24 protein-coding genes, 1 tRNA gene and 1 pseudogene are annotated in these 22,707 nt (G+C 72.0%); 12 read left to right on the top strand and 14 right to left on the bottom strand.

All coding sequences use genetic code 11. From position 1 onward, the window contains the following. Window positions 1-242 precede the first annotated feature (242 nt). Window positions 243-461 (top strand): hypothetical protein, encoded by a 219-nt coding sequence (locus ABD52_RS40560; RefSeq protein ID WP_047890754.1) that lies wholly within the window; start codon window positions 243-245, stop codon window positions 459-461. A gap of 14 nt (window positions 462-475) precedes the next feature. On the opposite strand, the pseudogene ABD52_RS41365 reads toward ABD52_RS40560, so the two are convergent. Together ABD52_RS41365 and ABD52_RS03420 are read right to left on the bottom strand one after the other, a co-directional pair. Beyond that, window positions 476-616, bottom strand: a pseudogene (locus tag ABD52_RS41365) (FmdB family zinc ribbon protein); the annotation flags it as partial. Between the two features lie 63 nt (window positions 617-679). Continuing rightward, complete coding sequence (locus ABD52_RS03420) at window positions 680-1,285, bottom strand: 5-formyltetrahydrofolate cyclo-ligase (protein ID WP_200905158.1); 606 nt, start codon at window positions 1,283-1,285, stop codon at window positions 680-682. A gap of 124 nt (window positions 1,286-1,409) precedes the next feature. Between ABD52_RS03420 and ABD52_RS03415 the strand changes: the two genes are divergently transcribed. The 7 genes from ABD52_RS03415 to ABD52_RS03385 all read left to right on the top strand — a co-directional run bounded on the left by ABD52_RS03415 (window position 1,410) and on the right by ABD52_RS03385 (window position 9,496). Beyond that, window positions 1,410-3,599 carry a diguanylate cyclase gene (locus tag ABD52_RS03415; RefSeq protein ID WP_047890752.1) on the top strand — a complete coding sequence of 730 codons (2,190 nt, stop codon included), beginning with the start codon at window positions 1,410-1,412 and terminating at the stop codon, window positions 3,597-3,599. A 9-nt stretch (window positions 3,600-3,608) separates the two neighbouring features. Then, a complete protein-coding gene (locus ABD52_RS03410; protein WP_047890751.1) occupies window positions 3,609-4,598 on the top strand; it encodes a UTP--glucose-1-phosphate uridylyltransferase in 990 nt (329 codons plus the stop codon). Further along, window positions 4,595-5,908, top strand: coding sequence for a gephyrin-like molybdotransferase Glp (gene glp / locus ABD52_RS03405; protein ID WP_013473918.1), 1,314 nt, complete (start codon window positions 4,595-4,597; stop codon window positions 5,906-5,908). The genes ABD52_RS03410 and glp overlap by 4 nt, the downstream gene beginning before the upstream one ends. 52 nt (window positions 5,909-5,960) lie before the next feature. Continuing rightward, on the top strand, window positions 5,961-6,602 hold the full coding sequence (locus ABD52_RS03400; protein ID WP_047890750.1) for a GNAT family N-acetyltransferase: 642 nt from the start codon (window positions 5,961-5,963) through the stop codon (window positions 6,600-6,602). A 168-nt stretch (window positions 6,603-6,770) separates the two neighbouring features. Next, complete coding sequence (locus tag ABD52_RS03395; RefSeq protein ID WP_176739738.1) at window positions 6,771-7,553, top strand: hypothetical protein; 783 nt, start codon at window positions 6,771-6,773, stop codon at window positions 7,551-7,553. 180 nt (window positions 7,554-7,733) lie between these two features. Next, window positions 7,734-7,807: transfer RNA gene (locus ABD52_RS03390), tRNA-Ala, on the top strand. Between the two features lie 963 nt (window positions 7,808-8,770). Next, the gene (locus ABD52_RS03385) at window positions 8,771-9,496 is read left to right on the top strand and encodes an RICIN domain-containing protein (RefSeq protein ID WP_235437318.1); all 726 of its coding nucleotides are present in this window, start codon (window positions 8,771-8,773) and stop codon (window positions 9,494-9,496) included. A gap of 81 nt (window positions 9,497-9,577) precedes the next feature. On the opposite strand, the gene ABD52_RS03380 is transcribed toward ABD52_RS03385, so the two are convergent. From ABD52_RS03380 to ABD52_RS03360, 5 genes are all read right to left on the bottom strand, one after another. Beyond that, the gene (locus ABD52_RS03380; protein WP_047890747.1) at window positions 9,578-10,273 is read right to left on the bottom strand and encodes a proteasome protein; all 696 of its coding nucleotides are present in this window, start codon (window positions 10,271-10,273) and stop codon (window positions 9,578-9,580) included. 152 nt (window positions 10,274-10,425) lie between these two features. After that, window positions 10,426-10,644, bottom strand: coding sequence for a hypothetical protein (locus tag ABD52_RS03375; protein WP_013283921.1), 219 nt, complete (start codon window positions 10,642-10,644; stop codon window positions 10,426-10,428). Window positions 10,645-10,705: 61 nt separating this feature from the next. Then, the gene (locus ABD52_RS03370) at window positions 10,706-11,185 is read right to left on the bottom strand and encodes an SRPBCC family protein (RefSeq protein WP_047890746.1); all 480 of its coding nucleotides are present in this window, start codon (window positions 11,183-11,185) and stop codon (window positions 10,706-10,708) included. Next, window positions 11,182-11,529: a helix-turn-helix transcriptional regulator gene (locus ABD52_RS03365; protein ID WP_013473924.1), complete on the bottom strand. Its 348-nt coding sequence runs from the start codon at window positions 11,527-11,529 to the stop codon at window positions 11,182-11,184. The genes ABD52_RS03370 and ABD52_RS03365 overlap by 4 nt, the downstream gene beginning before the upstream one ends. A gap of 26 nt (window positions 11,530-11,555) precedes the next feature. Further along, on the bottom strand, window positions 11,556-12,182 hold the full coding sequence (locus ABD52_RS03360; protein WP_082171183.1) for a DUF1963 domain-containing protein: 627 nt from the start codon (window positions 12,180-12,182) through the stop codon (window positions 11,556-11,558). A gap of 383 nt (window positions 12,183-12,565) precedes the next feature. Here ABD52_RS03360 and ABD52_RS03355 point away from each other — a divergent pair, with 383 nt between their 5' ends. Continuing rightward, window positions 12,566-13,078 carry a hypothetical protein gene (locus ABD52_RS03355; protein ID WP_047890744.1) on the top strand — a complete coding sequence of 171 codons (513 nt, stop codon included), beginning with the start codon at window positions 12,566-12,568 and terminating at the stop codon, window positions 13,076-13,078. Between the two features lie 25 nt (window positions 13,079-13,103). On the opposite strand, the gene rox is transcribed toward ABD52_RS03355, so the two are convergent. From rox to ABD52_RS03345, 3 genes are read right to left on the bottom strand one after another with little or no spacing between them, the layout of a single operon-like run. Further along, window positions 13,104-14,531 (bottom strand): rifampin monooxygenase, encoded by a 1,428-nt coding sequence (rox, locus tag ABD52_RS03350; RefSeq protein ID WP_047890743.1) that lies wholly within the window; start codon window positions 14,529-14,531, stop codon window positions 13,104-13,106. Between the two features lie 20 nt (window positions 14,532-14,551). Then, the gene (locus ABD52_RS40060) at window positions 14,552-14,728 is read right to left on the bottom strand and encodes a hypothetical protein (RefSeq protein WP_200905156.1); all 177 of its coding nucleotides are present in this window, start codon (window positions 14,726-14,728) and stop codon (window positions 14,552-14,554) included. Between the two features lie 51 nt (window positions 14,729-14,779). Next, window positions 14,780-15,718 carry a helix-turn-helix domain-containing protein gene (locus ABD52_RS03345; RefSeq protein WP_047890742.1) on the bottom strand — a complete coding sequence of 313 codons (939 nt, stop codon included), beginning with the start codon at window positions 15,716-15,718 and terminating at the stop codon, window positions 14,780-14,782. A gap of 94 nt (window positions 15,719-15,812) precedes the next feature. On the opposite strand from ABD52_RS03345, the gene ABD52_RS03340 reads away from it, so the two are divergent. From ABD52_RS03340 to ABD52_RS03330, 3 genes are all read left to right on the top strand, one after another. Further along, window positions 15,813-16,823 carry a trans-acting enoyl reductase family protein gene (locus ABD52_RS03340; protein WP_047890741.1) on the top strand — a complete coding sequence of 337 codons (1,011 nt, stop codon included), beginning with the start codon at window positions 15,813-15,815 and terminating at the stop codon, window positions 16,821-16,823. Between the two features lie 131 nt (window positions 16,824-16,954). Beyond that, window positions 16,955-18,997, top strand: coding sequence for a cellulase family glycosylhydrolase (locus ABD52_RS03335; RefSeq protein WP_047890740.1), 2,043 nt, complete (start codon window positions 16,955-16,957; stop codon window positions 18,995-18,997). A 63-nt stretch (window positions 18,998-19,060) separates the two neighbouring features. Then, window positions 19,061-19,924 carry an alpha/beta fold hydrolase gene (locus tag ABD52_RS03330; RefSeq protein ID WP_047890739.1) on the top strand — a complete coding sequence of 288 codons (864 nt, stop codon included), beginning with the start codon at window positions 19,061-19,063 and terminating at the stop codon, window positions 19,922-19,924. 35 nt (window positions 19,925-19,959) lie between these two features. Here the strand turns inward: ABD52_RS03330 and ABD52_RS03325 are convergent, their stop codons facing one another. The 4 genes from ABD52_RS03325 to ABD52_RS03310 all read right to left on the bottom strand — a co-directional run bounded on the left by ABD52_RS03325 (window position 19,960) and on the right by ABD52_RS03310 (window position 22,655). After that, on the bottom strand, window positions 19,960-20,421 hold the full coding sequence (locus tag ABD52_RS03325; RefSeq protein ID WP_047890738.1) for a hypothetical protein: 462 nt from the start codon (window positions 20,419-20,421) through the stop codon (window positions 19,960-19,962). 85 nt (window positions 20,422-20,506) lie between these two features. After that, window positions 20,507-20,698, bottom strand: coding sequence for a hypothetical protein (locus ABD52_RS03320; RefSeq protein WP_047890737.1), 192 nt, complete (start codon window positions 20,696-20,698; stop codon window positions 20,507-20,509). Window positions 20,699-20,809: 111 nt separating this feature from the next. Beyond that, a complete protein-coding gene (locus ABD52_RS03315; RefSeq protein ID WP_047890736.1) occupies window positions 20,810-21,526 on the bottom strand; it encodes a hypothetical protein in 717 nt (238 codons plus the stop codon). 127 nt (window positions 21,527-21,653) lie between these two features. Next, window positions 21,654-22,655 carry a hypothetical protein gene (locus ABD52_RS03310; RefSeq protein ID WP_047890735.1) on the bottom strand — a complete coding sequence of 334 codons (1,002 nt, stop codon included), beginning with the start codon at window positions 22,653-22,655 and terminating at the stop codon, window positions 21,654-21,656. Window positions 22,656-22,707: the final 52 nt, after the last annotated feature.

The raw sequence follows: 22,707 nt of genomic DNA, 5'->3' as shown, positions 1-22,707 counted from the left end.
AGGCCCGCCGTCACCAGCGGACGTCCGGTACGGCTGGGACCGCCAGCTCGGGGAGGTTGCTGCTTCCGGACCGGCGGATGCAGCAACCTCGCCGAGCTGGCGAGCATCCGCCACCGGCCGAGCAGCAGCCTCGCCGAGGTGGCGAGCATCCGCCACCGGCCGAGCAGCAGCCTCGCCGAGCCGGCGAGCATCCGCCGCGAACGGAACGTGGCCGCCCCCGAGCGGGAACGGCCACGTGTCGCGTGCGAGCAGCGGGTCAGGACGAGCTGGACGCCGCCGGTGCCTTGCTCGCCGTCGACCCGGATCCGGACGAAGAAGACGAACCGGATGAGGAAGACGACCCGGACGAGGAGGACGAGGAGGACGAGGAGTCCGACGACGAGGACGACTCGGACTTGGCCGGCTTGCTCGTCGTCGAGGCGCCGTTGTCGGAGCTGGACGGACGGGAGTCCGTACGGTAGAAGCCGGAGCCCTTGAACACGATGCCTACCGAGTTGAAGAGCTTTCGCAGCCGCCCCTCACACGCCGGGCACTCGGTCAGCGGCTCGTCCGAGAAGGACTGCACCGCCTCGAGCTGGTGGCCGCACGCGGTGCAGGCGTACTGGTACGTGGGCACGTTCTCCTCCGGATCTTCGGCACGGCCTTCTGGCACTCGTGGACTTCGAGTGCCAATGGTGCGTCATGACCCCCGGGTTCGTCCAGCGGAAGCGCCCGGGCCCACACCCGGGACCGCCACCAGCCCGTCCGCCGGAGTGATCACACAGTGCACCGGGCGGTCGTGCGGCAGGGCGGGCACCGCCGCGATCAGCTCGCCGTCGTGCAGCAGCGCCACTGTCGGCACTGTGGCGGGCACCCGGGCCAGTGCGCGGTCGTACGAGCCGCCGCCCCGGCCCAGCCGGATGCCGCGGCGGTCCACCGCGACCGCCGGCACCACGACCAGGGCGGCTCCGGCCACCGCGGCACGCCCCCGGGGCGGTGCGGTCGGCTCGCGCAGGCCCCGGCCGGCGGCGCGCAACGAGTCCGGGCCGGTGTACGGGGCCCAGTCCAGGTCCAGGTCCTCGCGCAGCACCGGCAGCAGCAACTCGGCGTCGGGCGGCAGCGCGGTCCGCAGCACGTCCGGCAGGTCGTCCCCGCCGGGCTCCGAGGCGACCGGCACGTACGCGCTCATCCTGGCCGGCCGCAGCCGTCGTACCAACGTCACCAGCTCGGCCTGGACGGCGGCCGCCGCCACCGTGCGGTCGGCCGCGGACAGCGACCGGCGCGCGGCGAGTAGCGCGATGCGCATCTCCCGCTTCGCATCGTGCGCTTCATCCGAAAATTCCGGCACGCAACACTCCTGACGCAACGCTTGCCTAATGGTCGCTCTGTGTCAGCATCGCACCAAGGGAGCGGAACTTCCGGGGGGAAGATTGACGCTACGCGGGCGGTTGACGGCGGCTTTCCTCGCGGTGGTCCTCGGCCCCGTCCTGCTCGGCGCGTTCTTCGTCGGGGCCACGCTCAGCGCGGTCGACCACAGCCGCGCCACCGAGCGGCTGGGCCTGGCCGCGGCCGGTGTCCGTACCTCGATCGACGCGCTCTGCCAGCAACTCCGCGCGGCGGCCGACGCGGTCGCGCTGGTCGGCGACCCGGTCGTCCGGTCGCGCGCGGCCGACCAGGTGGTCGCCCGGGGGCTGGCCGCCGCCGTGCTGATCGCCGACGCCGCCGGCCGCACCACCTACACCACGCCCGGCGGGCCGGCCGGGCGCTGGCAGGACTGCGCCGGCGCGCCCGCCACCGGTGTCGCCGCACTGGCCGCCCAGGTCCGGCTCCGCGACCCGGCCGGCACCGACCTGGGCGCGGTCGCCGCCGCCCAGCCCGTCGACCGGGCCTTCGTGGCGCGGCTCGCCGCCGTGACCGGCGTCGGGATCACTCTCCTCGACGACCCCGGCGGCATCACCCACACGACCGAGGACCAGGGGGTACGCGCAGCGGTGCTGGCCGCCGCCGGCAAGGCGGACGGGAACCGGGTGACCGGGACCGGCGACGGCCGGTACGTGCGCCGGGTCGGCCCGTCTCCCGGTCAGCCGCTGCCGCTGGTGCTGTCGGTGCCGGGGGAACGTGCGCCCGGCCTGTACGGGGCGCTGATCGCCGCGGTCGCGCTCGCCGCCCTGCTCGCAGTGCTCGCGGCCTGGCGACTGGCCCGGGTGACCACCCGGCCGCTCGGTGAGCTGGCCGGCGCGGTGGACCGGGTGGCGCGCGGCGACCTGAGCGCCCGGGTGCCGGTGCGCAGCCGCGACGAGATCGGACGGCTGGCCAGCGCGTTCAACCGGATGACCCGGGAGACCGGCACCTACGTGACGGCGCTGACCAGCAGCCGCGACCAGCTCCGCAACCACCTCGCAGTGCTCGGCGACACGCTCGCCAGCACGCACGACCTGCAACGCATCCTGCGGGTGATCCTGGACAGCGCGATCGCCGCCACCGGCGCCCGGGCCGGCGCGGTGCTGCTGGTCGACGGCGACGGCGTACTCGTCGGCCGGTGCGTGGAAGGTCTGACCGGACGCCGGCCGACGGGCGACCCGGCCGACCCGGCGACGCTGCGGGTGCCGGTCGGCGCCGGGGTGCTCGGCGCGGTGGCCGCCACCGGCGAACCGCTGCGCGGACGGTGGGCGCCGCCGGACACGCCGACCGGGGAGCCGTCCTGCGAGACGTACGTGGCGGTGCCGTTCGCCACCCCCGGCGGCGCCGAACCGCGCGGCCCGGACCGGCCCGGCCATCCGCCCGCCGACGGCGACCCGCCCGGCTCGGCCTGCGCGGCGCTCGGCGTGCTCGTGCTCTACGACCGGCTCGGCGGGCACGAGTTCCACGACGACGACGTGGTGACGCTGCGGACGTTCGCCGGGCACGCCGCGGTCGCCGTGGAGAACGTCCGGGTGCACGAGGAGGCGCAACGGCTCTCCCTCACCGACCCGCTGACCGGGCTGTGGAACTACCGCTACCTGCGCGAGTCGATCCGCCGCGAGGTGGAGCGGGCGAACCGGTTCGGCCGGATGCTCAGCGTCCTCGCGCTCGACCTGGACCGCTTCAAGAACGTCAACGACACCTGGGGGCACGCCGCCGGGGACGCCGTGCTGGTCGAGTTCGCCCGCCGGGTACGCGGCGTGATCCGCGAGGTGGACCTGGCGTTCCGGCAGGGTGGCGAGGAGTTCGTGGTGCTGCTGCCGGAGACCGACGCCCGGGGCGCCACGATCGTCGCCGAGCGGCTCGGCGCGGTGGTACGCGACCAGCCGGTGGCGGTCGAGGGGAGCGGCGACGAGCCGGTGCGGGTGCCGGTGACCGTCTCCATCGGCATCGCCGTCTACCCGGACCACGCGGCCGGCGGCCAGCAGGTGCTCGACGCCGCCGACGACGCGTTGTACGCGGCGAAGGCCGCCGGACGCGACGGCTACCGGCTCGCCCCGGCGCCCGATCCGGTCCCCACCCAGGAGATCCCGGTGGTGGCCGCCGGCGTCAGCCCGCCGGACGGGCTGCCCCGGGCCGGCGCGGCGGACCCGGCGGGCACCGTCCAGGGCGGCGCGTCTTCCGGTCCTCACCCGCCGCGGCAGAGCCGTGGCCGATAGTCTCGCGACATGTCGGAGCACTCAGCGAACCCCTCAGCGGCCCCCGGTCGCTCCCGCGCGGTCAAGGCCGTGATCCCGGCCGCCGGCCTGGCCACCCGGTTCCTGCCGGCCACCAAGGCGGTTCCCAAGGAACTGCTGCCGGTCGTCGACCGGCCGGTGCTGCAGTACATCGTCGAGGAGGCCGCCCAGGCCGGCATCGACGACATCCTGCTGATCACCGGTCGCGGCAAGACCTCGATGGTGGACCACTTCGACCGCCGGCCGGACCTGGAGGAACGGCTCGCCAAGAAGCCCGAGCTGCTGGCCGAGGTCAAGCGCACCGAGGAACTCGCAGCGATCTACACGGTCCGCCAGCCGGAACAGCTCGGCCTCGGCCACGCCGTCGGATACGCCGAGTCGCACGTCGGCGACGCGCCCTTCGCGGTGCTGCTCGGCGACGAGTTCGTCAAGCCCTCCGAGCCGCTGCTGCCGGCCATGCTGGAACTCCAGGCCCGCACCGGCGGCGTGGTGCTCGCGTTCTTCGAGGTCGACCCGGCCGAGACCAGCCGCTACGGCATCGCGTCGGTCGAGCCGACCGAGTCGGAATACTCCGACATCGCCGAGGTCGTCAAGGTCACCGGCATGGTGGAGAAGCCCAGCCCGGAGGACGCGCCCAGCAACCTCGCCGTCCTCGGCCGGTACGTGCTCCCCGGGAAGATCTTCGACGCGATCCGGCGTACCCGACCGGGCAGCGGCGGCGAGATCCAGCTGACCGACGCGATGGAGCTGCTGCGTACCGAGGGGGTGCCGGTGCACGCCATCGTCTACCGGGGCACCCGCTACGACACCGGCATGCCGCTCGGCTACCTCCAGACCGTGGTGCAGATCGCCGCCGAGCGGGAGGACCTGGGCGCCGAGTTCCGCAAGTGGCTGACGGAGTTCGTCAACAACGGCGACGAGACGGTCACCGCCGCGGTCCTCAACGGCATCCGCGACGCGTCCGGCGGTGCCGATACATGACAGCGACGGCCGACGCCGAGGCGGCCGCGAACGAGTTGACGCCGCTCGCCGACTACCTGGGCAGTGTGCTGCGCAGGTTACGCGCGCTGCCTCCACTCGACCTCGACCTGACCCAGGCGTACGGCAACGTGCTCGCCGAGGACGTGGTCGCCCCGCACTCGTACCCCGCCTTCGACCAGGCGGCGGTGGACGGGTACGCCGCGCGCTGGGAGGACATCTCCGGTGGGAGTCGGGGGCCGGGCTACGTCCCGGCCCCCTCCGGTATGCCCGGCGGCCGCAGCATCCGCCTCAACGTGGTGGGTGACCTGGGCGCGGCGAGCTGGCGACCGGTGCGGCTCACCCCCGGCGCCTGCTTCTCGGTCGCGGCGGGCGCGCCGCTGCCGATCGGCGCGGACGTGGTCGTCCCGGTGGAGTGGACCGACCAGGGCATGGCCGCCGTCGAGATCTTCCGCGCCCCCAAACGGGGGTACGGCCTGCGCCGCGCCGGGGATGAACTCGTCGCCGGCACGCTGCTCGCCCGCGCCGGGGCGTACGTCTCACCGGCCCTGGTCGCGGTGTTCGCCGCCACCGGCATCGGGCACGTGGTGGTGCGGCCCAGCCCGCGCGTGGTCATCGTGGCCACCGGCGACGAGCTGGTGGACGTGGGCCGGGGCAGCCAGCCCGGCCAGGTGGTGGACACCAACTCGCACGCGCTGACCGCGGCGGCGGCGGAGGCGGGCGCGCTCGCGTACCGGGTGGGGATCTGCGACGACGACCCGGAGGCGCTGCGCGGCCTGCTGGAGGACCAGACGCTGCGCGCCGACCTGATCATCACCACCGGCGGCACCGGCACCGGTCCCGGCGACATGGTCCGCCGCATCCTGTCCCGCCGCGACGGCGGGCGCGCCGGGCCGGTCGCCTTCACAGAGGTGGCCCTCTATCCCGGAACGGCTCTCGGGTTCGGTACGGTCGGCGCCGAGGAGGTGCCGGTGGTGTGTCTTCCCGGTGAGCCCGGCGCGGCGCTGATCGGCTTCGAGGTGCTGGCCCGCCCGGCCATCCAGCTGCTGGCCGGGGCCGAGCCGGTGTTCCGGCCGAGCGTCCGCGCGCACCTGCTGGAGACGGTCTCGTCCCCGGTGGGGCTGCGCGAGTTCCGGCCCGCGCACGTGGCCGAGCGGCGCGGCGGCGGGTACACCGTGCAGCCGCTCGCCGGTGGCCCGTACACGCTCTCCGGCCTGGCCGAGGCCAACGGCCTGCTGGTGCTCGGCGAGCGGGTCACCACTGCGGCTGCCGGGTCTACGGTGGACGTGCTCCTGCTGGACCGGCGCCGGTGAGCGCGAGGAGTGAGCTTGCGAGCCCCGCAGTCGCGAGCGAAAGGCAAGCTCGGTGAGGTTCCGGCAGGCGCCGGGGTGGCCGGCGGTGCTGGTGGACGGTCCGGTGGTGCTGCGGCCGTACCGGCGTTCGGACGCCGCCGCCTGGTCGGAGATCCGGCGCGCGAACCGCGAGTGGCTGGCGCCGTGGGAGTCCCATGTGCCCGGCGGCTGGTACGAGACGAACTCGCCCGCCGCGTTCCGCCTGGTGCACGCCGACCAGCGCAAGTCCGCGCGTACCGGTGAGGGCATGCCGTTCGCCGTCTGCCTCCGCGAGAACGGGCAGGAGCGGCTGGTCGGCCACGTGAACGTGGGCAGCATCGTGCGGCGGGCGTTCTGCTCCGGGTACGTGGGCTACTGGGTGGACTCCAGGGTGGCCGGTCGCGGCGTGATCCCGACCGCTGTGGCGCTCGCCGTGGACCACGCGTTCGGACCGGGCGGTCTGCACCGGATCGAGGTGAACATCCGGCCGGAGAACATGCCCTCCCGGCGGGTGGTGGAGAAACTCGGCTTCCGCGAGGAGGCCTATCACGTGCGCTACATGCACATCGACGGCGCGTGGCGGGACCACATCGGATACGCGATGACGGGCGAGGAAGTAGTAGCCGAGGGCGGCTTGCTGGCGCGGTGGCACCGCGTACGTGACAACCGCCGCTGAGGCGAACGCCCGGCGCGGCGCACTGTGAACCGGGTCGGCGGCCCGTAACCTCAAGTAACTGCAAGCTGTGGCAAGCGCTGCCCGCCCGCACGAAGTGCGCCGTAAACGACGGTAGACGGAAGAAGTTGCGGCGGCGGTGCTCGCCGGAGAACTTTGGTGACGGGAGGGGTGAGGGTGCCCACGTCGGTGCTCCTCGCCGTCCTCGCCGCCGCCGGTCTGCTCGCCCTCGCTCCGGCGCTGGTCCGCCGGTACGACGCCACCGAGCGGCTGGTGGCGGAGCGGGCGCAGTCGACGGCGCGGGTGCTCCAGCGCCGGCGTCGACGGCGCACCGTGCCCGGGCGGCGACCGCTGCACCCGCCGCGCTCCCTCGTCGTGACCCTCAGTGAAGACTCCGACACGGGCAGTCTTGCCCGTCCGGTCTCCGCACCGCCACTGCGCCGGCGCTCCGGGCGACTCCGGCCCGTCTCCGCGGTGCCGGCACAGTCCCGCCGACGGCACCCGCCCCGGCGACGGCACACCCCGGCGATCTACCGCCGGCGCCGGGTGCTGGCCGCGCTGCTGCTGCTCAACCTGGTCGAGTTGGGCGGCGTGGTGCTCGTCGGACCCGGGTTCTGGATCAGTGTCTCGGTCACCGGCGCGCTGCTCGTCGCGTACGTCGTACACCTGCGGCAGCGTGCCCTGGCCGAACGCCGACGGCGGCGCGCGGACGCCCGGGAGGCGGCCTGGCTGGCCGCCCGCCAGGCCGAGGTGCGCCGCGAGCAGGCCCGGCGCGCGGCGGCCCGACGGGAGGCGCAGCGCCGGCTGGCCGCCCAGCGCGAGGCGGTCCGGCGTACGGCGATGGGGCTGGACCGTCCCGCGGACCTGCCACCGGCGGCGAGTGGCGGCTCGGTGTCCTACCGGCGGGCGGGCGGCCTGCGCGGACGCCCCTACCAGTCCGGCCGAGGCGCCTGACCGCCGTGCCGGCGCCTTGCTGGTGGCGATCTTGGAAGGTTTCGGCCCCTCCGGGGGCCTTTTCCTTCCAAGATCTACGGGGCGGCGGGGCGGTTCGCGTCGTGGGGGCGCGACCTGTTAGCCTTGTCGTCGGCCCGCCCGGTGAAAGCCGGGTGGGACCGACGCTGGTTCGCCGGCGGAGGGGCTGTGGCGCAGACCGGTAGCGCACCTCGTTCGCATCGAGGGGGTCAGGGGTTCAAATCCCCTCAGCTCCACCCAGTTCAAAGGCCGTCTCCCGTGGTGGGGGACGGCCTTTTCTGATCTTCTGCAGCAAGTGGCTTGGGCGCATCGTGAGGTGGGCGCTCACCCGCGGCGGTGCGACACGCCATGGCCGAGACGGTCTTCGCCACCCTCACGACCGAACTGGTCTACACCCGCGCCTGGCCGTGACGGCACGAACTGGAAACGGTCGTCTTCTCTTCCATCGAAGGCTTCTGCGGCCCACGGCGCCGGCACGGCCGTCTGGGTAACGTCAGCCCCGACGCCTACGAGAAGACCCGTCACGAGTCCCTGACACACTCATGAAGCTGTTGAGATAGACGTCCGAGTGGTCAACGCCGACACGACAGGAACAGCCGCTGCGACAGTAGTCGGGCGGGTCAAGGGCGACCGCGAGGGTGAAGGATCCGAAATCTGCTGTGTCGCGCCACCGACCAGCAGGCGAACAGCGCGCCGAAAGTCGGGTGCCTGGCGCCGTCTCGAGCCGTCTTCCAGGCCGGTTGGGCCACCTGCTCGGCGGCGTCGCCGCTCGCCCTTTGCGGTGTTTATGAGGGCGTTTGTTGCCGAGCATTAGCGTCCGAGACGGCGACAACCGGAAGTCTTCGCTATTCAAGAAAATGTTGTGACTTGTTGCCGATGCTTGGGATATCCAGTTTGTCGGCAATGGCCCCCGGGATTCGATCGGCACTCCTGACTTCCTTATTGTTAATCGCGTTTAGAGTTCCGGCCGACCGGGGGATCCGGGCGTCGTCGGCCAGCGCCCCACAATGAGCCGACAAACCAGTCGGGCCGCCCCGAACAGGCGCGATTTTGCCACCCGCTCGACCTGTTGTGGCTGCCAGGAGCGCCCGTACCGTTGCGGCACCAGCGTTCCGTGTGATTGGCCAGATGAATTGCGGCAATTGCAGGCGTGCTGATTGTATCGAAAATCGTCTTTGATGGGAACGACAGTGAAAAACATGCGAAAGTCTGTGGTGGTCTTGGCGGTTCTGGCCATGGCCGCGGCGGGATGCGAGCAGGACAGTGAGTCAAGCCCGTCTGCGTCCGAGTCGGCCACGCCGACGAGCGTGGCATCCGCCTCTGCATCCGCCGCCGCGTCCGCGCCCGCGGTGGCGGTCGACACGTCCATCAACGAGAAGCCGGTGGACGGTTCAGACGCCGCTGCCGTGAAGACGGTGGATGTCGCGGCGCAGCCGGCGGCCCAGGCCCCAGCCTCGGCGGGGGGATACTACAAGCTCAAGACCGTGTTCCGCGGTGAGAACGAGTGCCTGGAAGGCAACCGCGTCGACGGCAACTCAACCCTCGCCGGCGCCGCGTTCCAGAACACCTGCAAGGACGTTGACGGGCAGGCCTGGAGTCTCACCAAGCGCCCCGACGGCTACTACACGCTGCGGACGAAGTTCCTCGGCGGGGAGAAGTGCCTCGAAGGCAACCAGATCGCCGGGAAGGTCCTCGGCGGCGCCGCGTTCCTGGACACGTGCCGCGAGGTCACCGGACAGCAGTGGAAGCTGGTCAAGGCCGGAGACAACCTCTTCCGGCTGCAGACGAAGTTCCGGGAGAAGGAAGGCGAATGCCTGGAAGGTAACCGATTCGCGCCGACGTCCGTCCTGAAGGGTGCGGCGTTCACCGACAAGTGCCAGAACGTGACCGGGCAGCTCTGGTACCTCACCGCGATCCCTGCCTGACGACACCGCATTGACCGGAGGAGCCCGGACTGTTGTCCGGGCTCCTCCGCGCGGATGACGGTTTGCTCGCACGCCCCGGCGTCAGTCGAACAGGCCGTCGAGCGCCTTCTGTTCGAGATCGCGCCAGCGCTCGGCGTCCTTCAGCGCCTTGGTGATCTCCTTCTCGTCGAGGTGGTGGGCGCCCTCCTCGCGGATGCACGCGACGCTGAACGGCCCGCCGACCGACGGCGAGGTCCGCTCCAGAGCCTCCAGCACCCGTACCACGCCCACCACGCCGTACTCGACGGTGCGCGTGGTCATCCGGAAGTGGGACAGCAGCGCGCCGGCCTGCTGGGCCATGGGCGCGCCGGAGCCGATGGCGTGGAAGCCCACGTCCTCGTAGCGGCCGATGAGTCCGTTGGGGTTGATCTCCACGATCCACGGGCCGCCCTGGCTGAAGCCGGCCGCGAGCAGGTACGCCGACACCCCGCCGCCGGCGCCCTCGCCCGGTACGTCCGGGATGTAGTTCTCGTAGTGCTTCTTGAAGACGGGCAGGACGCGCTCCTGCAACTCGTCGCCGATGTCGGGTGCTTCGAGGATGGCGGTGGCCGAGTCCTGGAGGAGGGGGCGCAGGTCGTTGAGTACCCCCCGCGCACCGCTGCCGCCCCAGGCGGCGCAGTCGCCCAGCGGGTGCAGCTTCTGGGCGGGGAAGCTCAGACCGCGGTCGCTCTCGGTGATCTGGGAGTCGGCGCCGATCACCACCCCGTCTTTGCAGACAACGGCGAGTACGACGGTCATAGCGTCCTCCTGAGCAGGGGTAAGGGGTAGGGCGCGACGTACCCGCCATCCCGCCTGCCTACACCCCGACGAGGGTTGGCCCACTCGTGGCCGGACTACGGGAAGGCTGCCGCCCGTCGGCGGCGACGCGGTCGAGCGGCCGGCCGGATGCGTTACGGCGACGGCTCGTGGAAGTAGACGGTGGCCGACCACCAGTCACCGTCGGCAGTGATCTCGCTTTGAATGACGACGTCCTGGACCTCGATACCAGGCCGTTGCTCGATGCTGTCGGCGATGCGGCGTAGCAGGGCCGGGACGCTGTCCTGACCCGGTCCCGCCGGGTTGGCCTGCGAGAAGTGCTTGATTGTCCACGACGGCGGTTCGGACGGCATGACGGCAGTCTGCCAGTGCCTCTCTCCGAGCCTTTCGAGGCTCGTGAATCCAGCGCGCGTGCTATCCGGCCTCGGTGAACAGTCCGGCGTAGCGGTCCAGGTACAGCGGCCAGCCCTCGTCGTGGCCGACGCCGTCACGAACCGACTCCCAACCCGGACCGTGCCGGTCCAGGTTGCGGTGCTCCAACTCGACCCGGGTGCGCTGCGGTGTCTCGGCGACGAACCGGACCTCGACCTCGCTGGCGTTCTCCAGATCCTGTTCGAGCTGCCATGCCGGGCTGATGTCCCAGCTGAAGACGAGCCGGTCCGGCGGCTCGAAGACGAGGATTCGCGCCCAGGCGCACTCACTGCCGTCCTCGGCGCGGTCGAAGATGTGCCCACCGACCTTCGGCTCGAACACCGTCTCGGTGATCGGCGATGACAGCAGGTTGTGCTCCTTCGGCTTGAAGTCGCCGAACCGCTCCGTGAATACCGCGAAAGCCCGCTCCACCGGCGCGTCGACCACGATCTGCCGCCGCACCACCGCATCCGCTCCACTCATGATTCCTCCTCGTCAGGACGCTCGGCGACGTCCTTGAAGCCGTCCAGCGCGCGGCTCCAGTAGGTGTCGAGCTGATCTCGTAAGGCGGCCACGCCGGCGGGATTGAGCCGGTAGACACGCTTTGTGCCCGCCGTGCGGTCCGTCACGAGGCCGGCGTCCTTCAGCACCCGCAGATGCTGCGACACCGCGGGGCGGCTGACCGGCAGCACCGCGGCCAGCTCGCCGACCGCCCGCGGCTGCTCCGCGAGACACGCGATGATCGCCCGCCGAGTCGGGTCGCCCAGGGCGTCCCACCCGTCCTCGGTTCGGTAAGTTCCCACGAACGGTAAGCTACGACTTACCATTGGCGTTCGTCAAGCCTGAAAGCAGGTCACTGCTGCCACAGGAACGCCGCCGTCGAGCATGGCCGGCAGCGGAATCCGTACCCGCAGCCACCGCCACCGAAGTTGAAGCCGGTGCGGTGATCGTGGCCTTCCTCGAGCTGGACGACGAACGACATGGGCAGGGCGCAGGCGGGACAGGTGGGCGTCTGGTCGAACTGGAGCCACGCCGGCAGTCCGCCGAGTTGCCCGAGGACGTCTCGCAGCGGTCGGCCGGACTCACTGCGCCAGCGCTCGCGCGCCTCGTCGTAGCCGTCGGAGTCGTGCATCGGCACGTACGTGACGGCGGACGTCTCGGCCGCCAGGACGGTGTCGCCCGGGGGCACGGCAGACGGAGCCAGCGCCCCGGAAGGGAAGACGAACGCGCGGTTGCCGCCGGCTGTCGCATCCCACTCGTCGCACAGGCCCGGATCGTTCTGGCACATGAAGATCGACAAGAGCGCGGCGTCGTCCGCGTCGATGTCGTCGAGCCGGACCTGGGCCAGGAACTGCATCGGTCCGTCGCACTCGTCGCACACCGGCCAGTCGAAGCCCGCAGGCACGAGCGGAACACCGCCGGTACGCGTGCCGGGCGCATCTGGTGCCGTGTCACCGTTGTAGATCATCAGAATCGTCACGCGGCGCAGCGTAGGGGAGTCGACGGTCTCTCGCAGCGCTCAGATGTGCCCGGGTCCGTCCGGCACCCGGCCCGCAGCCGGGCGGCCGATCGGAGTCACGTCCGTTGGTAGCCTGACGCGTCCGTACGACAGATGGAGTCTGCCCGGTGCTCAGGACGGTGCTGCGGAGGCTGGGCGCGGCGGGCGCGGTCTGCGTGGTGGCTGCGTGCGGACCCTCTACTGCGGATCCAGCGGATCGTTCGGCGGGCGAAGCCGTCCCCTCCACGGCCCAGGCGACCGGTACGCCCACCACCCGGAAGCTTCCGGCGACCGGCGGCGCCGGCTACTCCGCGGCACTGTCGGCGCGGCTGGTGACCACGGACGCGCTACCACGAGGTTTCACTGTGGACATCGCGACGGTCATGGCTCCGGATGCGGGCCGGCAGCGCCCCGGCCCCGAGGTGCCCTGTGCGGACATGATTCCGCTGTTGTCGGCCAACCGGCTGACCGGTGCTCCGTCGGCGATGGCCGCCGCGACCGTCAGCTCTGGCGAGGGCTCCGACTACCCGTGGGTGGCGAGCGAAGTGCTCAGGACGTACGCCGACGACGGCGCCCGAGAGGCGATGGCGGACCTGCGGACGTTCATCGGCCGATGCCCTGCCGTCGCGTCACCGGGCCAGGACGGAGGCAGCTACCGTTTCGCGGTGGTACCGGGGCCGCGACTGGGCGACGAGAGCATGCGCGTCGACTCCAGCACGACTTCCGGATCGATCACCCTGGCATGGGACAGCATCCTCGTCCGGATCGGCACCACCCTGGTGGTCGTTCATGAGCAGGGCAACGAGCCCGGCGGCGACGATCACCTCCCCCGACTCGCCGAAGCCGCGCTCCGCAGCTACCAGACGACCGGATCCTGAACGCCCTCGGGCGGTCGGCGGCAGCTCACCTCGTCGCGCCACCGAACCACTTGGCGAGAGCGTCGTCCAGCGTCTGCTGATCGTCACCCACCCAGGCCACGTGCCCGTCCGGCCGCAGCAACACCGCCGGCACGTCCAGCCCGTCGCCGGTGCCGGCGACGTGCCCGACCCGGTCGGCCCAGCCGTCCACCGACAGCTTCCCGGTCCCGTCCAGCAACAACCCGCCGCCGGTACGCATCAGCTCGTACAGGCGTCCCTCCCGCAGCGGTACGTCGCGCAGCCGCCGCCCGAGCAGCGCATGCCCCTCGCCGACGTCGTACCGGACGCTGATCGCTGTGACCTTCTCGATCAGGAAGCGGTTGACCTCGTCGAAGTCCATGAGCTGCGCCAGCATCTGACGCACGGCCTGCGGTCCGGGCTCGTTCGTGGTCAGCAGCATCTGCGCGCGGGTGTTCGTCAGCACGTCGGCGGCGACCGGGCGCCGCTCGGTCTCGTAGGTGTCCAGCAGGTCGTCCGGCGCCCAGCCGTTCACCGTCGCCGCCAGCTTCCAGCCCAGGTTGAACGCGTCCTGGATGCCCAGGTTGAGCCCCTGCCCGCCCAGCGGCGGATGGATGTGCGCGGCGTCGCCGGCCAGGAACACCCTCCCGGCCCGGTAGTGCTCGGCCAGGCGGGTCGCGTCGCCGAACCTCGACAGCCAGCGGGGGGAGTGCACGCCGAAGTCGGTGCCCGCGTACGCGTGAAGTTGCCGCTTGACGTCGTCGAGCGTCGGCGGCGCCGAGGCCACGTCGGCCGCCGGTACGACCACCCGGAACACGCCGGGCCTGCCGGACGGCCCGAGTCCGAACCGCTTCTCGGTGCGGCGTACCTCGGTCATGATCGCGGTGATCTCGTCCGCGGGCGCGGTCAACTGCATCTCGCCGAGCAGCGTGTCGATCGTCGACGGCTCGCCGGGAAAGCCGACGCCGAGCAGCTTGCGGACGGTGCTGCGCCCGCCGTCGCAGCCGACGGCGAACCGCGCCCGCAGCGGTGACGCGCTCTCGTCGTCGAGGTGGACTGTCACGCCGTCGTCGTCCTGCTCCAGCCCGGTCACCGCACTGCCGCGCCGGATCTCGGCGCCGACCTCGGCGGCGTGGTCGGCGAGCAGCCGGTCGGTGAGCGTCTGCGGGATGCCGAGGACGTACGGGTGTGCGGTGTCCAGGTCGGCGGGCGCGGGTTTGTCGATGCCGGCGAAGAACCCCCGGATCGGATGCGTGCCGCCGTGTTCGAGGAACCGGTCCAGCAGCCCGCGCTGGTCCATCACCTCGATGCTGCGGACGTGCAGGCCGAGCGAGCGCACGTACGGCGGCGGCTCGGCGTCGCGTTCCAGGACGAGCACGCCGACGCCCTGAAGGCGCAGCTCGGCGGCCAGCATCATTCCGGTCGGTCCACCGCCGACCACGATCACGTCGAACACATCTTCCCCCGTGTCGGGTGTCAGGCGACCGTCCCCCCGAGCGGCACGACACCACCGGACAGGGAGCGGATGCGTGACACGAGCGCGGCGACGATCGGCCGCTGGTCGAATCGACCATATCCTCCGTGCCGGAACGCGCGGGCCTCGAACTCGCTGCTGCCGGCGCCGTCGTCGGGCACCCGTGCCTGGTCCGTCATGGTCTGCTCCGGTGATCGGGTGGCCGACGCTACTACCGCCGGGCAATCGGGTCAGCCGCGGCGGAACGTCCGGCGGTAGGTGTCCGGGGGTACGCCGACGGTGCGCTGGAAGTGGCGGCGCAGCGTCGTCGCCGTACCCATGCCTGATGCCTCGGCGACGGCGTCGATGCCGTCGTCGGTGTTCTCCAGCAGCTCCTGCGCCCGCCGGATGCGCTGCGTGGCCAGCCACTGCGACGGCGTGACGCCGGTCGCGGCGGTGAAGTGCCGGACCAGGTTGCGGGTGCTCATGGTGGCCTGGCGGGCGAGGTCGGCGACCGTCAGCGGGCGGTCCAGCCGCGCCATCGCCCAGGGGAGTAGCGCGGCGAGCGGGTGGTCCTCGCGGGCCGGGACCGGTGTGGTGACGTACTGGGCCTGGCCGCCCGCGCGGTGCGGCGGCACCACCAGGCGGCGGGCGACGGCGTTGGCGACTGTGGAGCCGTGGTCGCGGCGGATCAGGTGCAGGCACAGGTCGATCGCGGCGGCCTTGCCGGCGGAGGCGAGCACGTCACCGTTGTCCACGTAGAGCACGTCCGGGTCGACCTGGACGCGTGGGTAGCGGGCGGCGAGCGCGTCGGTGTGCGCCCAGTGGGTGGTGGCGCGCAGCCCGTCGAGGATGCCGGCGGCGGCGAGGACGAACGCGCCGGTGCAGAACGAGACCATCCGGGCGCCCGCCTCGTGCGCGGCGCGGACCGCGTCGACCAGGTCGGACGGCGGCTCGGCGTCGGTGTCCTCGATCGCCGGGACGATCACCGTGTGGGCGCGGGCGAGGTGGTCCAGCCCGTGGTCGGGCGTGACCGCGAACCGGCCGACGCCGACCGGGCCGGGACCGCAGACCACCAGGTCGTACCAGGGGTCGGCCAGGCCGGTCGGGTCGCGCACGAAGATCTCGCAGGCCGCCGCCAGCTCGAAGTGCAGCATCCCGTCGGTGGCGGCGAGCGCGATCAGGGTCATGTCCGAAACTGTACGGGCATTGGCGTTTGCGCCACTGTCCCGGCTCTCGAATTCCGGCGAGGATCATTCCAGTCGATCTTCGAGGGGGAATGTCATGCAGGTGGCGGTGTTCGGGGCGTACGGGCACACCGGACGGTTCGTGGTGGCGGAGCTGCGGGAGCGGGGATACGAGCCGCTGCCGGTGGGACGCGACGCCGGGAGGCTGTCGGCCGCGTTCCCGGGGGTGGAGCAGCGGGTGGCGTCGGTCGACGACCCGGCCTCGCTGGACCGGGCGCTGGCCGGGGCGGCGGCGGTGGTCAACTGCGCCGGGCCGTTCGCCTCGACCGCCGGCCCGCTGATCGAGGCCGCGTTGCGGGCCGGGATCCCCTACGTCGACGTGGCGGCCGAGATCGAGGCGAACCGGGACACGTTCGCGCACTACGCCGAGCGTGCCGAGGCCGCCGGAGTCGCGGTGGTGCCCGCCATGGCGTTCTTCGGCGGGCTCGGCGACCTGCTGGTCACCGTCGCGATGGGGGACTGGGCGGCGGCCGACGAGGCGCACGTCGCGTACGGGCTGAGCAGCTGGCACCCGACGGCCGGCACGGTCGCCTCCGGCGTCGTCTCGCGCGAGCGCCGCGACGGCCGGCGGGTCCGCTTCACCGAAGGGCGCCTGGTGTACGCCGACGGCGACCTCCCCCGGCTGGACTGGGAGTTCCCGGCGCCGCTGGGTGTGCGGCCGGTGCTCGGCGAGTTCACCATGGCCGACGTGGTGACGGTGCCGAGCCACCTGGACATTCCGGAGGTGTGCACGTACATGACCGCGAACGCGGCAGGGGATCTGGCCGCCGGGGAGGCGCCGGCCGCTGTGGACGAGCGTGGCCGGTCCGCGCAGACGTTCACCGTCGACGTGGTGGTGCGTTCGGGCGACGTCCGCCGGCGGGTGGTGGCCCACGGGCAGGACATCTACGCGATCAGCGCGCCGCTGGCGGTCGAGGCGGTCCACCGGATCCTGACCGGGCGGACCCGGGCGACCGGTGTCGCGTCGGCCGGCCGGATCTTCGACGCGCCGGACTTCCTGGGCGCGCTGTCGGCGCATCTCACCGTCGAGACGCCGTCGGCCGCCTGATGCCCCGTCGGCCTCCCGCATCCACGGCTACCGATTGACAATGTTTGGAATCCAAACTTACTCTCGCGCTGGGCGGGTGCGCGCCCCGCCTTCCCCGTCCACGCGCCCCACCCCACCACGAAGGAACCACCATGTTCCGCTCTCCCCGTACCGCCCGATTGCGGGTCGGCCTGGTCGCCGCGACCGCCGCGGCACTCGTGACAGGCACCGCCGTGATGGCGACGAACGCCCAGGCGGCGGCCGGCTGCCGCGTCACCTACACGACCGCCAGCCAGTGGCCCGGCGGCTTCACCGCGAACGTCGACGTGACCAACCTCGGTGACCCGATCAACGGCTGGAACCTGCGCTGGACGTTCCCGTCCGGCCAGCGGGTCACCCAGGCCTGGAGCGCCACAGTCACCTCCTCCGGCGCCGACGTCACCGCCACGAACGTCGGCTACAACGGCTCCATCGCCACCAACGGCAGCGTCTCGTTCGGCTTCAACGGCTCCTGGTCCGGCGCGAACACCGCGCCCACCGCGTTCTCGCTCAACGGTGTGGCCTGCACGGGCGGCGGGGTGGTCCCGCCGACGCCGCCCGCAGGCAACGCCATGGCCGCCGTCGCCGCCATGCAGCCCGGCTGGAACCTCGGCAACTCCTTCGACGCGGTCGGCGCGGACGAGACCGCGTGGGGCAACCCGCGGGTCACCGAGGCGCTGCTCGACAACGTCCGGGCGCAGGGCTTCAACAGCATCCGCATCCCGGTGACCTGGAGCAACCACCACGGCGCCGCGCCGAACTACACGATCGACGCGGCCTGGCTGAACCGGGTACGCGAGGTGGTCGGCTGGGCGCTCGCCGACGGCTTCTACGTGGTGCTCAACATCCACCACGACTCGTGGCAGTGGATCAACACGATGCCCACCGACCGCGCAGGCGTGCTGAACCGCTACAACGCGCTCTGGACCCAGATCGCCGCCGCGTTCAAGGACTCCTCGCCGAAGCTGACCTTCGAGAGCGTCAACGAGCCGCAGTTCACCGGAAGCTCCGGCGACGCGCAGAACGCCACGCTCCTCAACGAGCTGAACACCTCGTTCCACCGCATCGTCCGTCAGTCCGGCGGGGGCAACGCCACCCGGCTGCTGGTCCTGCCGACCCTGCACACCTCCGCCGAGCAGGCCCGGGTGAACGAGCTGGTCAGCACGTTCAACACGCTCAACGACCCGAACCTGATCGCCACCGTGCACTTCTACGGGTACTGGCCGTTCAGCGTGAACGTCGCCGGGGGCACCCGGTTCGACGCGACGGTCCAGCAGGACCTGACCGACCAGTTCGACCGGGTATACAACGCCTTCGTCACCCGCAACATCCCGGTGATCATCGGCGAGTACGGGCTGCTCGGCTTCGACCGCCACACCGGCACCATCGAGCAGGGCGAGAAGCTCAAGTTCTTCGAGTTCCTCGGCCACTACGCGCGTAGCCGCAAGCTGACCACCCAGCTCTGGGACAACGGCCAGCACTTCGACCGCACGTCGTTCGTGTGGAAGGACCCCGAGCTGTTCGCGCAGATCAAGTCGAGCTGGACGACCCGCTCCGGTACCGCGTCCAGCGACCAGGTGTACGTGCCGCGTACCGGCACGATCACCGCCAAGAGCCTGACGCTCAACTTGAACGGCACCACGTTCCAGGGGCTGCGCCAGGGCACCACCGACCTGGTGAACGGCACCGACTACACGGTCTCCGGCAGCACCCTGACGCTCACCGCGTCGGCGCTGACCCGGCTGGTCGGCTCCCGCGCGTACGGGGTGAACGCCAACCTCCAGGCCCGCTTCTCCGCGGGCGTGCCGTGGCGGATCAGCATCATCACGTACGACCCGCCGGTGCTGTCGAACGCCACGGGCACCACGGCGGCGTTCACGCTCCCGGCGCAGTTCCGCGGTGACCAGCTGGCCACGATGGAGGCGAAGTACGCCGACGGCAGCAACGCCGGGCCGCACAACTGGACCTCGTACAAGGAGTTCGACGTGACGTTCGCGCCGAACTACACCGGCAACACGATCGCGTTGAAGCCGGAGTTCTTCGCCGAGGTCAACGACGGCCAGCGGGTCACGCTGACGTTCCACTTCTGGAGCGGCACGAAGCTGACCTACTACGTGACCAAGTCCGGCAGCACCGTCACCGGCACGGTGAGCTGACCGCGACGGCACGAGTTTCCGCCGGACCGATGATTTCCGAGGTCGGCGCCGGTCGACAGAGGCATGAAGACGCTCACTCTCCAGACGCCCGAGGTCGACCTGGTCTACGACGTCCACGCCCCCGAGGCGGCCGAGGCCGGGCACCGCCCCTTGTTCATGATCGGCCAGCCGATGTGCGCCGACGGCTTCACCACGCTCGCGTCGTACTTCCCGGACCGCACAGTCATCACGTACGACCCGCGCGGGCTCGGCCGCAGCGTCCGCAAGGACGGCCGGAACGACTCGCTGCCCGAGGTGCAGGCCCGGGACGTCCGCGACATCGTCGACGCCCTCGGCGTGGGCCCGGTCGACATGTTCGCCAGCAGCGGCGGCGCGGTGACCGCGCTCGCCCTGGTGGCCGCGTACCCGGACGTGGTGACCACGCTGGTGGCGCACGAGCCGCCGCTGACCACGCTGCTCCCCGACGCCGAGGCGGCCGGCCGGGCCATGGCCGCCTGCCAGGAGGCGTACCGGAAGAACGGCTGGGGTGCCGGCATGGCGGCGTTCATCGTCATGACGTCGTGGCGCGGCGAGTTCACAGCCGACTACTTCGCCCAGCCCGCACCCGATCCCGCCGCGTTCGGAATGCCGGCCGAGGACGACGGCAGCCGCGACGACCCGCTGCTCTCCGACCGGTCCGCGGCGGTCACCGTCTTCCGGCCGGACGCCGACGCGCTGCGCGCCGCGCCCACCCGGGTCGTGGTGGCGGTGGGCGAGGAGTCGGCGGACACCCTCACCGCGCGGACGTCGGTGGCCACCGCCGAGCTGCTCGGCGGACAGGCCGCGGTCTTCCCGAGCCACCACGGCGGGTTCCTCGGCGAGGGGATGGGCCACGCCGGGCAGCCGGAGGCGTTCGCGCGCCGGCTGCGGGAGATCCTCGACGCCTGATCGCGGCAGCGCCGCGTCGCGGATGCCCGCGACGGTCAGGCCCGGCGCACGTCGGTGACCATCGCCGGGTAGGGGCCGGCCGGTGTGCCGGGCCCGGCCTGGTCCGCGGGGACGACGTTCTCCATCCGCAGCCGCAGCGTGACCGGGTCGGCGGTGTCGAGGACGATCCGCCACCCCCAGCCGCCGCCGTACTCGGCGGTCAGCTCGACCGCCGCCCCGCCCGCCGCGCCGGTGAGCGTCATCGGGGTCGGCTGCTGGTGCCACGAGTCGCCCCACCAGGCGACGAGCGAGCCCGGCCGGTCGCCGGCGCCGACCACCAGCAGGCCGTCCTGCGGGCCGTCGTCGGGATGTTCCCACGAGTACGACACGGTGGTCAGGTGCCCGCCGGCCGCGGTGGCGACTGTGAGCGCGGCCGGCGACCCGGCGAGCGGGTCGGCGGGCATCAGCCGGAAGCCGTTGGTGCCTGCCCAGGACCCGGTGACGTCGGTGAGAACCATCGTCCCAGGATAGGAGCCACCCCCGACAGCGCACGCCCGCCGCGCGTGCGGCGCGGCCCGACCTCGGATCTCCGGCAGGACGGGGTCAGGCGGAGAAGTCGTCGTCGGCGTCGCGGGCGTCCGCCTGGATGTGCTCGCCGGGGCGCTTGCCCCGGATCTCATCCCGTTCGCGTACCCGGTCCGCTTCGGCGTGTTCGTCCTGGTTCAGGTCACCGAGCCGCGCCCGGGCCGGACCGGCCAGGTCCTCCAGGTCGTTCTTCGCGCGCTCGACGCTCATTGCCGCCTCCCCGGATCGTCGCGTGGCGGCCCTCGCCGCCTGCCGAGGCGCGTCCCCGCTGACCCGGCCGGCAAACCGCCGCCACCGGCCGGGCGCCCGCCCGCCGTGCGGTCATGCGGGCGGCAGTGCGGTGATCAGGTCCTCGGCGTGCCGCAGCGTGTCGGTCAGCGCGTCGCGCGATCCGTCGTCCAGCGGGATCGAGCGGGCCTGCCGCACCAGCTCCCGCGCGGACTCCGGCTCGTCGAGTTGCAGCGCCAGCTCCGCCCGGTAGACCAGCGCCTCCACCTGGACGGCCGGGTCGTCGGCGGCATCCGGGCGGGCAAGCGCGCCGTCGAGGATCCGCGCGGCCTGCTGGGGATTGCCGCGAGAGTCCGCCTGCACCACCGCGTTCTGCAGCGTACGGGCCAGCCCGCCCCTGTCGTCGGTCTCCGCGGTATCGCTCCGGCCGACGAACCGGATCCAGTTGCCGCCGGGGTCGACGATGCTGAACCCGAAGTGGCCCTCCTGGTTGCGGCGGGGCCGGGGCCGGGTCATCCGGGGCACGCCGGAGACGAGCACCTTGCCGTACGTGGCACGCAGGCCGTCGGTGAAGGCCCGGTGGATGTCGACCAGGTCGTCCACCACCACCAGGCAGGAGCCGTACGAGTCGGCGGGATCGAACTGCGGCATCCCGAAGAAGTGCAGATGGAGATCCTCCCGCCGCAGCGTCAGGTACGGGTTCGGGCGCTCCTGCCGGTACGTGATCTCGAAGCCGAGGGCCTGGTAGAAGGGCGCCACATCGTCCAGGGAGCGGCACGGCAGCAGCGGGATCGTCGTCTCGTTAGCCATGCTCCGAGCCTGGCGACCGAGGGCCGGCTCGTGCACATGGAAATGTCCGTTCGGCTTCTGGCGCCGTCCGAACGGACACGGGGGCCGGTCCGTAGTGGACCGGCCCCCGTGCGGGGTTTCGTTGGGGTCAGGGCTTCCAGGACCCGGCGGAACGGAAGCGGTGCTTGTATTCCACGACGCCGTTCTGGTCCTTGACGTCGAAGATGAGCTGGCCGCTGCGCTTGGAACCCTCGGGCAGGTTGTTGCCCGAGGTCATCAGCTTGCCGCAACCCGAGAAGGCGCCGCCGATGCCGCTCTCCTCGGTGCCGTCCGCAGCGACCCAGGTGAAGTAGAACGGGTTGATCGAGCCGGTGCCCTTGGTGATCTCGGCGGTCACGTCGGCGATCAGGAACATGCCGTTCTTCGGGCCGGGCATGACCTCGCTGCAGGCGGCGTTCCTGGTCCGGAAGTTGCCGACGGTGATCTCGATGGTGCCCCGGTCGTCGTTGACGACCAGCTTGTCGCCGGCCGGCATGTTGAACGTCTTGTCGTCGGTGTTGCCCGGCTGCGGCGTGCCGGTGGGAGCGCCCGTCGGGGTGTCACCTGTGGGCTGGCCGTAGGTGACGCCCGGGGTGGGCAGCGAGTCGATCGCCTCCTGGGTCTTCTTCGCGCCGCTGTAGATGGCGAAGATGCCGCCACCGCAGCACAGCAGCAGCAGGATCACCGCGATGATGCCGACAGTGATCCAGACGTTCTTGTTCGACTTCTTCGCCGGCGGTCCGAAGGGCGCTCCGGGCGGCGGCGGGTACGCGCCACCACCCGGCGGCGGGTAACCACCCGGGGGCGGGTACGCCGCACCCGGCGGCTGGTACTCGGACCCCGGCGGCGGGTACGCACCGCCCGGCGGCTGGTACGCGGCACCCGGCGGCTGATACTCGCTGCCCGGCGGCGGGTACGGCGCGCCCGAGACGGGCGGCTGCGGCGCGTCCGAGGGCGGCGGGTAGGGCGAGCCCGACGTCGGAGCGGGTGGTGGCGCGTACGGGTTGCCCGGCACCGGCGGCATCGGGGCGGTGGGGAACGCCTGCGTCGGCGGTTCCTGCGGCTGCTGGTTCGGGTCCGGTGACCCGGACGGAGGCTGAGGGTGGCTCACCGTACTCCTTGGGCGCCTTCGGGATTTTCAGTCGGAACGACGGTACAAGCCG

Origin of the sequence: Micromonospora sp. RV43, from assembly GCF_001029515.1 — a bacterium.
Classification (GTDB): Bacteria; Actinomycetota; Actinomycetes; order Mycobacteriales; family Micromonosporaceae; genus Micromonospora; species Micromonospora aurantiaca.
The sequence above is the reverse complement of the archived record's forward strand: the minus strand, read 5'-3'. Positions and strand labels throughout refer to the sequence as shown.

Bases quoted from the DNA above. Each gene is read 5' to 3' on its own strand.
- ABD52_RS03420 (WP_200905158.1), bottom strand. From the start codon at position 1,285: ATGCGCATCGCGCTACTCGCCGCGCGCCGGTCGCTGTCCGCGGCCGAC.
- ABD52_RS03410 (WP_047890751.1), top strand. From the start codon at position 3,609: ATGTCGGAGCACTCAGCGAACCCCTCAGCGGCCCCCGGTCGCTCCCGC.
- glp (WP_013473918.1), top strand. From the start codon at position 4,595: ATGACAGCGACGGCCGACGCCGAGGCGGCCGCGAACGAGTTGACGCCG.
- ABD52_RS03385 (WP_235437318.1), top strand. From the start codon at position 8,771: ATGCGAAAGTCTGTGGTGGTCTTGGCGGTTCTGGCCATGGCCGCGGCG.
- ABD52_RS03380 (WP_047890747.1), bottom strand. From the start codon at position 10,273: ATGACCGTCGTACTCGCCGTTGTCTGCAAAGACGGGGTGGTGATCGGC.
- ABD52_RS03375 (WP_013283921.1), bottom strand. From the start codon at position 10,644: ATGCCGTCCGAACCGCCGTCGTGGACAATCAAGCACTTCTCGCAGGCC.
- ABD52_RS03370 (WP_047890746.1), bottom strand. From the start codon at position 11,185: ATGAGTGGAGCGGATGCGGTGGTGCGGCGGCAGATCGTGGTCGACGCG.
- ABD52_RS03365 (WP_013473924.1), bottom strand. From the start codon at position 11,529: ATGGTAAGTCGTAGCTTACCGTTCGTGGGAACTTACCGAACCGAGGAC.
- ABD52_RS40060 (WP_200905156.1), bottom strand. From the start codon at position 14,728: ATGACGGACCAGGCACGGGTGCCCGACGACGGCGCCGGCAGCAGCGAG.
- ABD52_RS03345 (WP_047890742.1), bottom strand. From the start codon at position 15,718: ATGACCCTGATCGCGCTCGCCGCCACCGACGGGATGCTGCACTTCGAG.
- ABD52_RS03340 (WP_047890741.1), top strand. From the start codon at position 15,813: ATGCAGGTGGCGGTGTTCGGGGCGTACGGGCACACCGGACGGTTCGTG.
- ABD52_RS03335 (WP_047890740.1), top strand. From the start codon at position 16,955: ATGTTCCGCTCTCCCCGTACCGCCCGATTGCGGGTCGGCCTGGTCGCC.
- ABD52_RS03330 (WP_047890739.1), top strand. From the start codon at position 19,061: ATGAAGACGCTCACTCTCCAGACGCCCGAGGTCGACCTGGTCTACGAC.
- ABD52_RS03325 (WP_047890738.1), bottom strand. From the start codon at position 20,421: ATGGTTCTCACCGACGTCACCGGGTCCTGGGCAGGCACCAACGGCTTC.
- ABD52_RS03320 (WP_047890737.1), bottom strand. From the start codon at position 20,698: ATGAGCGTCGAGCGCGCGAAGAACGACCTGGAGGACCTGGCCGGTCCG.
- ABD52_RS03315 (WP_047890736.1), bottom strand. From the start codon at position 21,526: ATGGCTAACGAGACGACGATCCCGCTGCTGCCGTGCCGCTCCCTGGAC.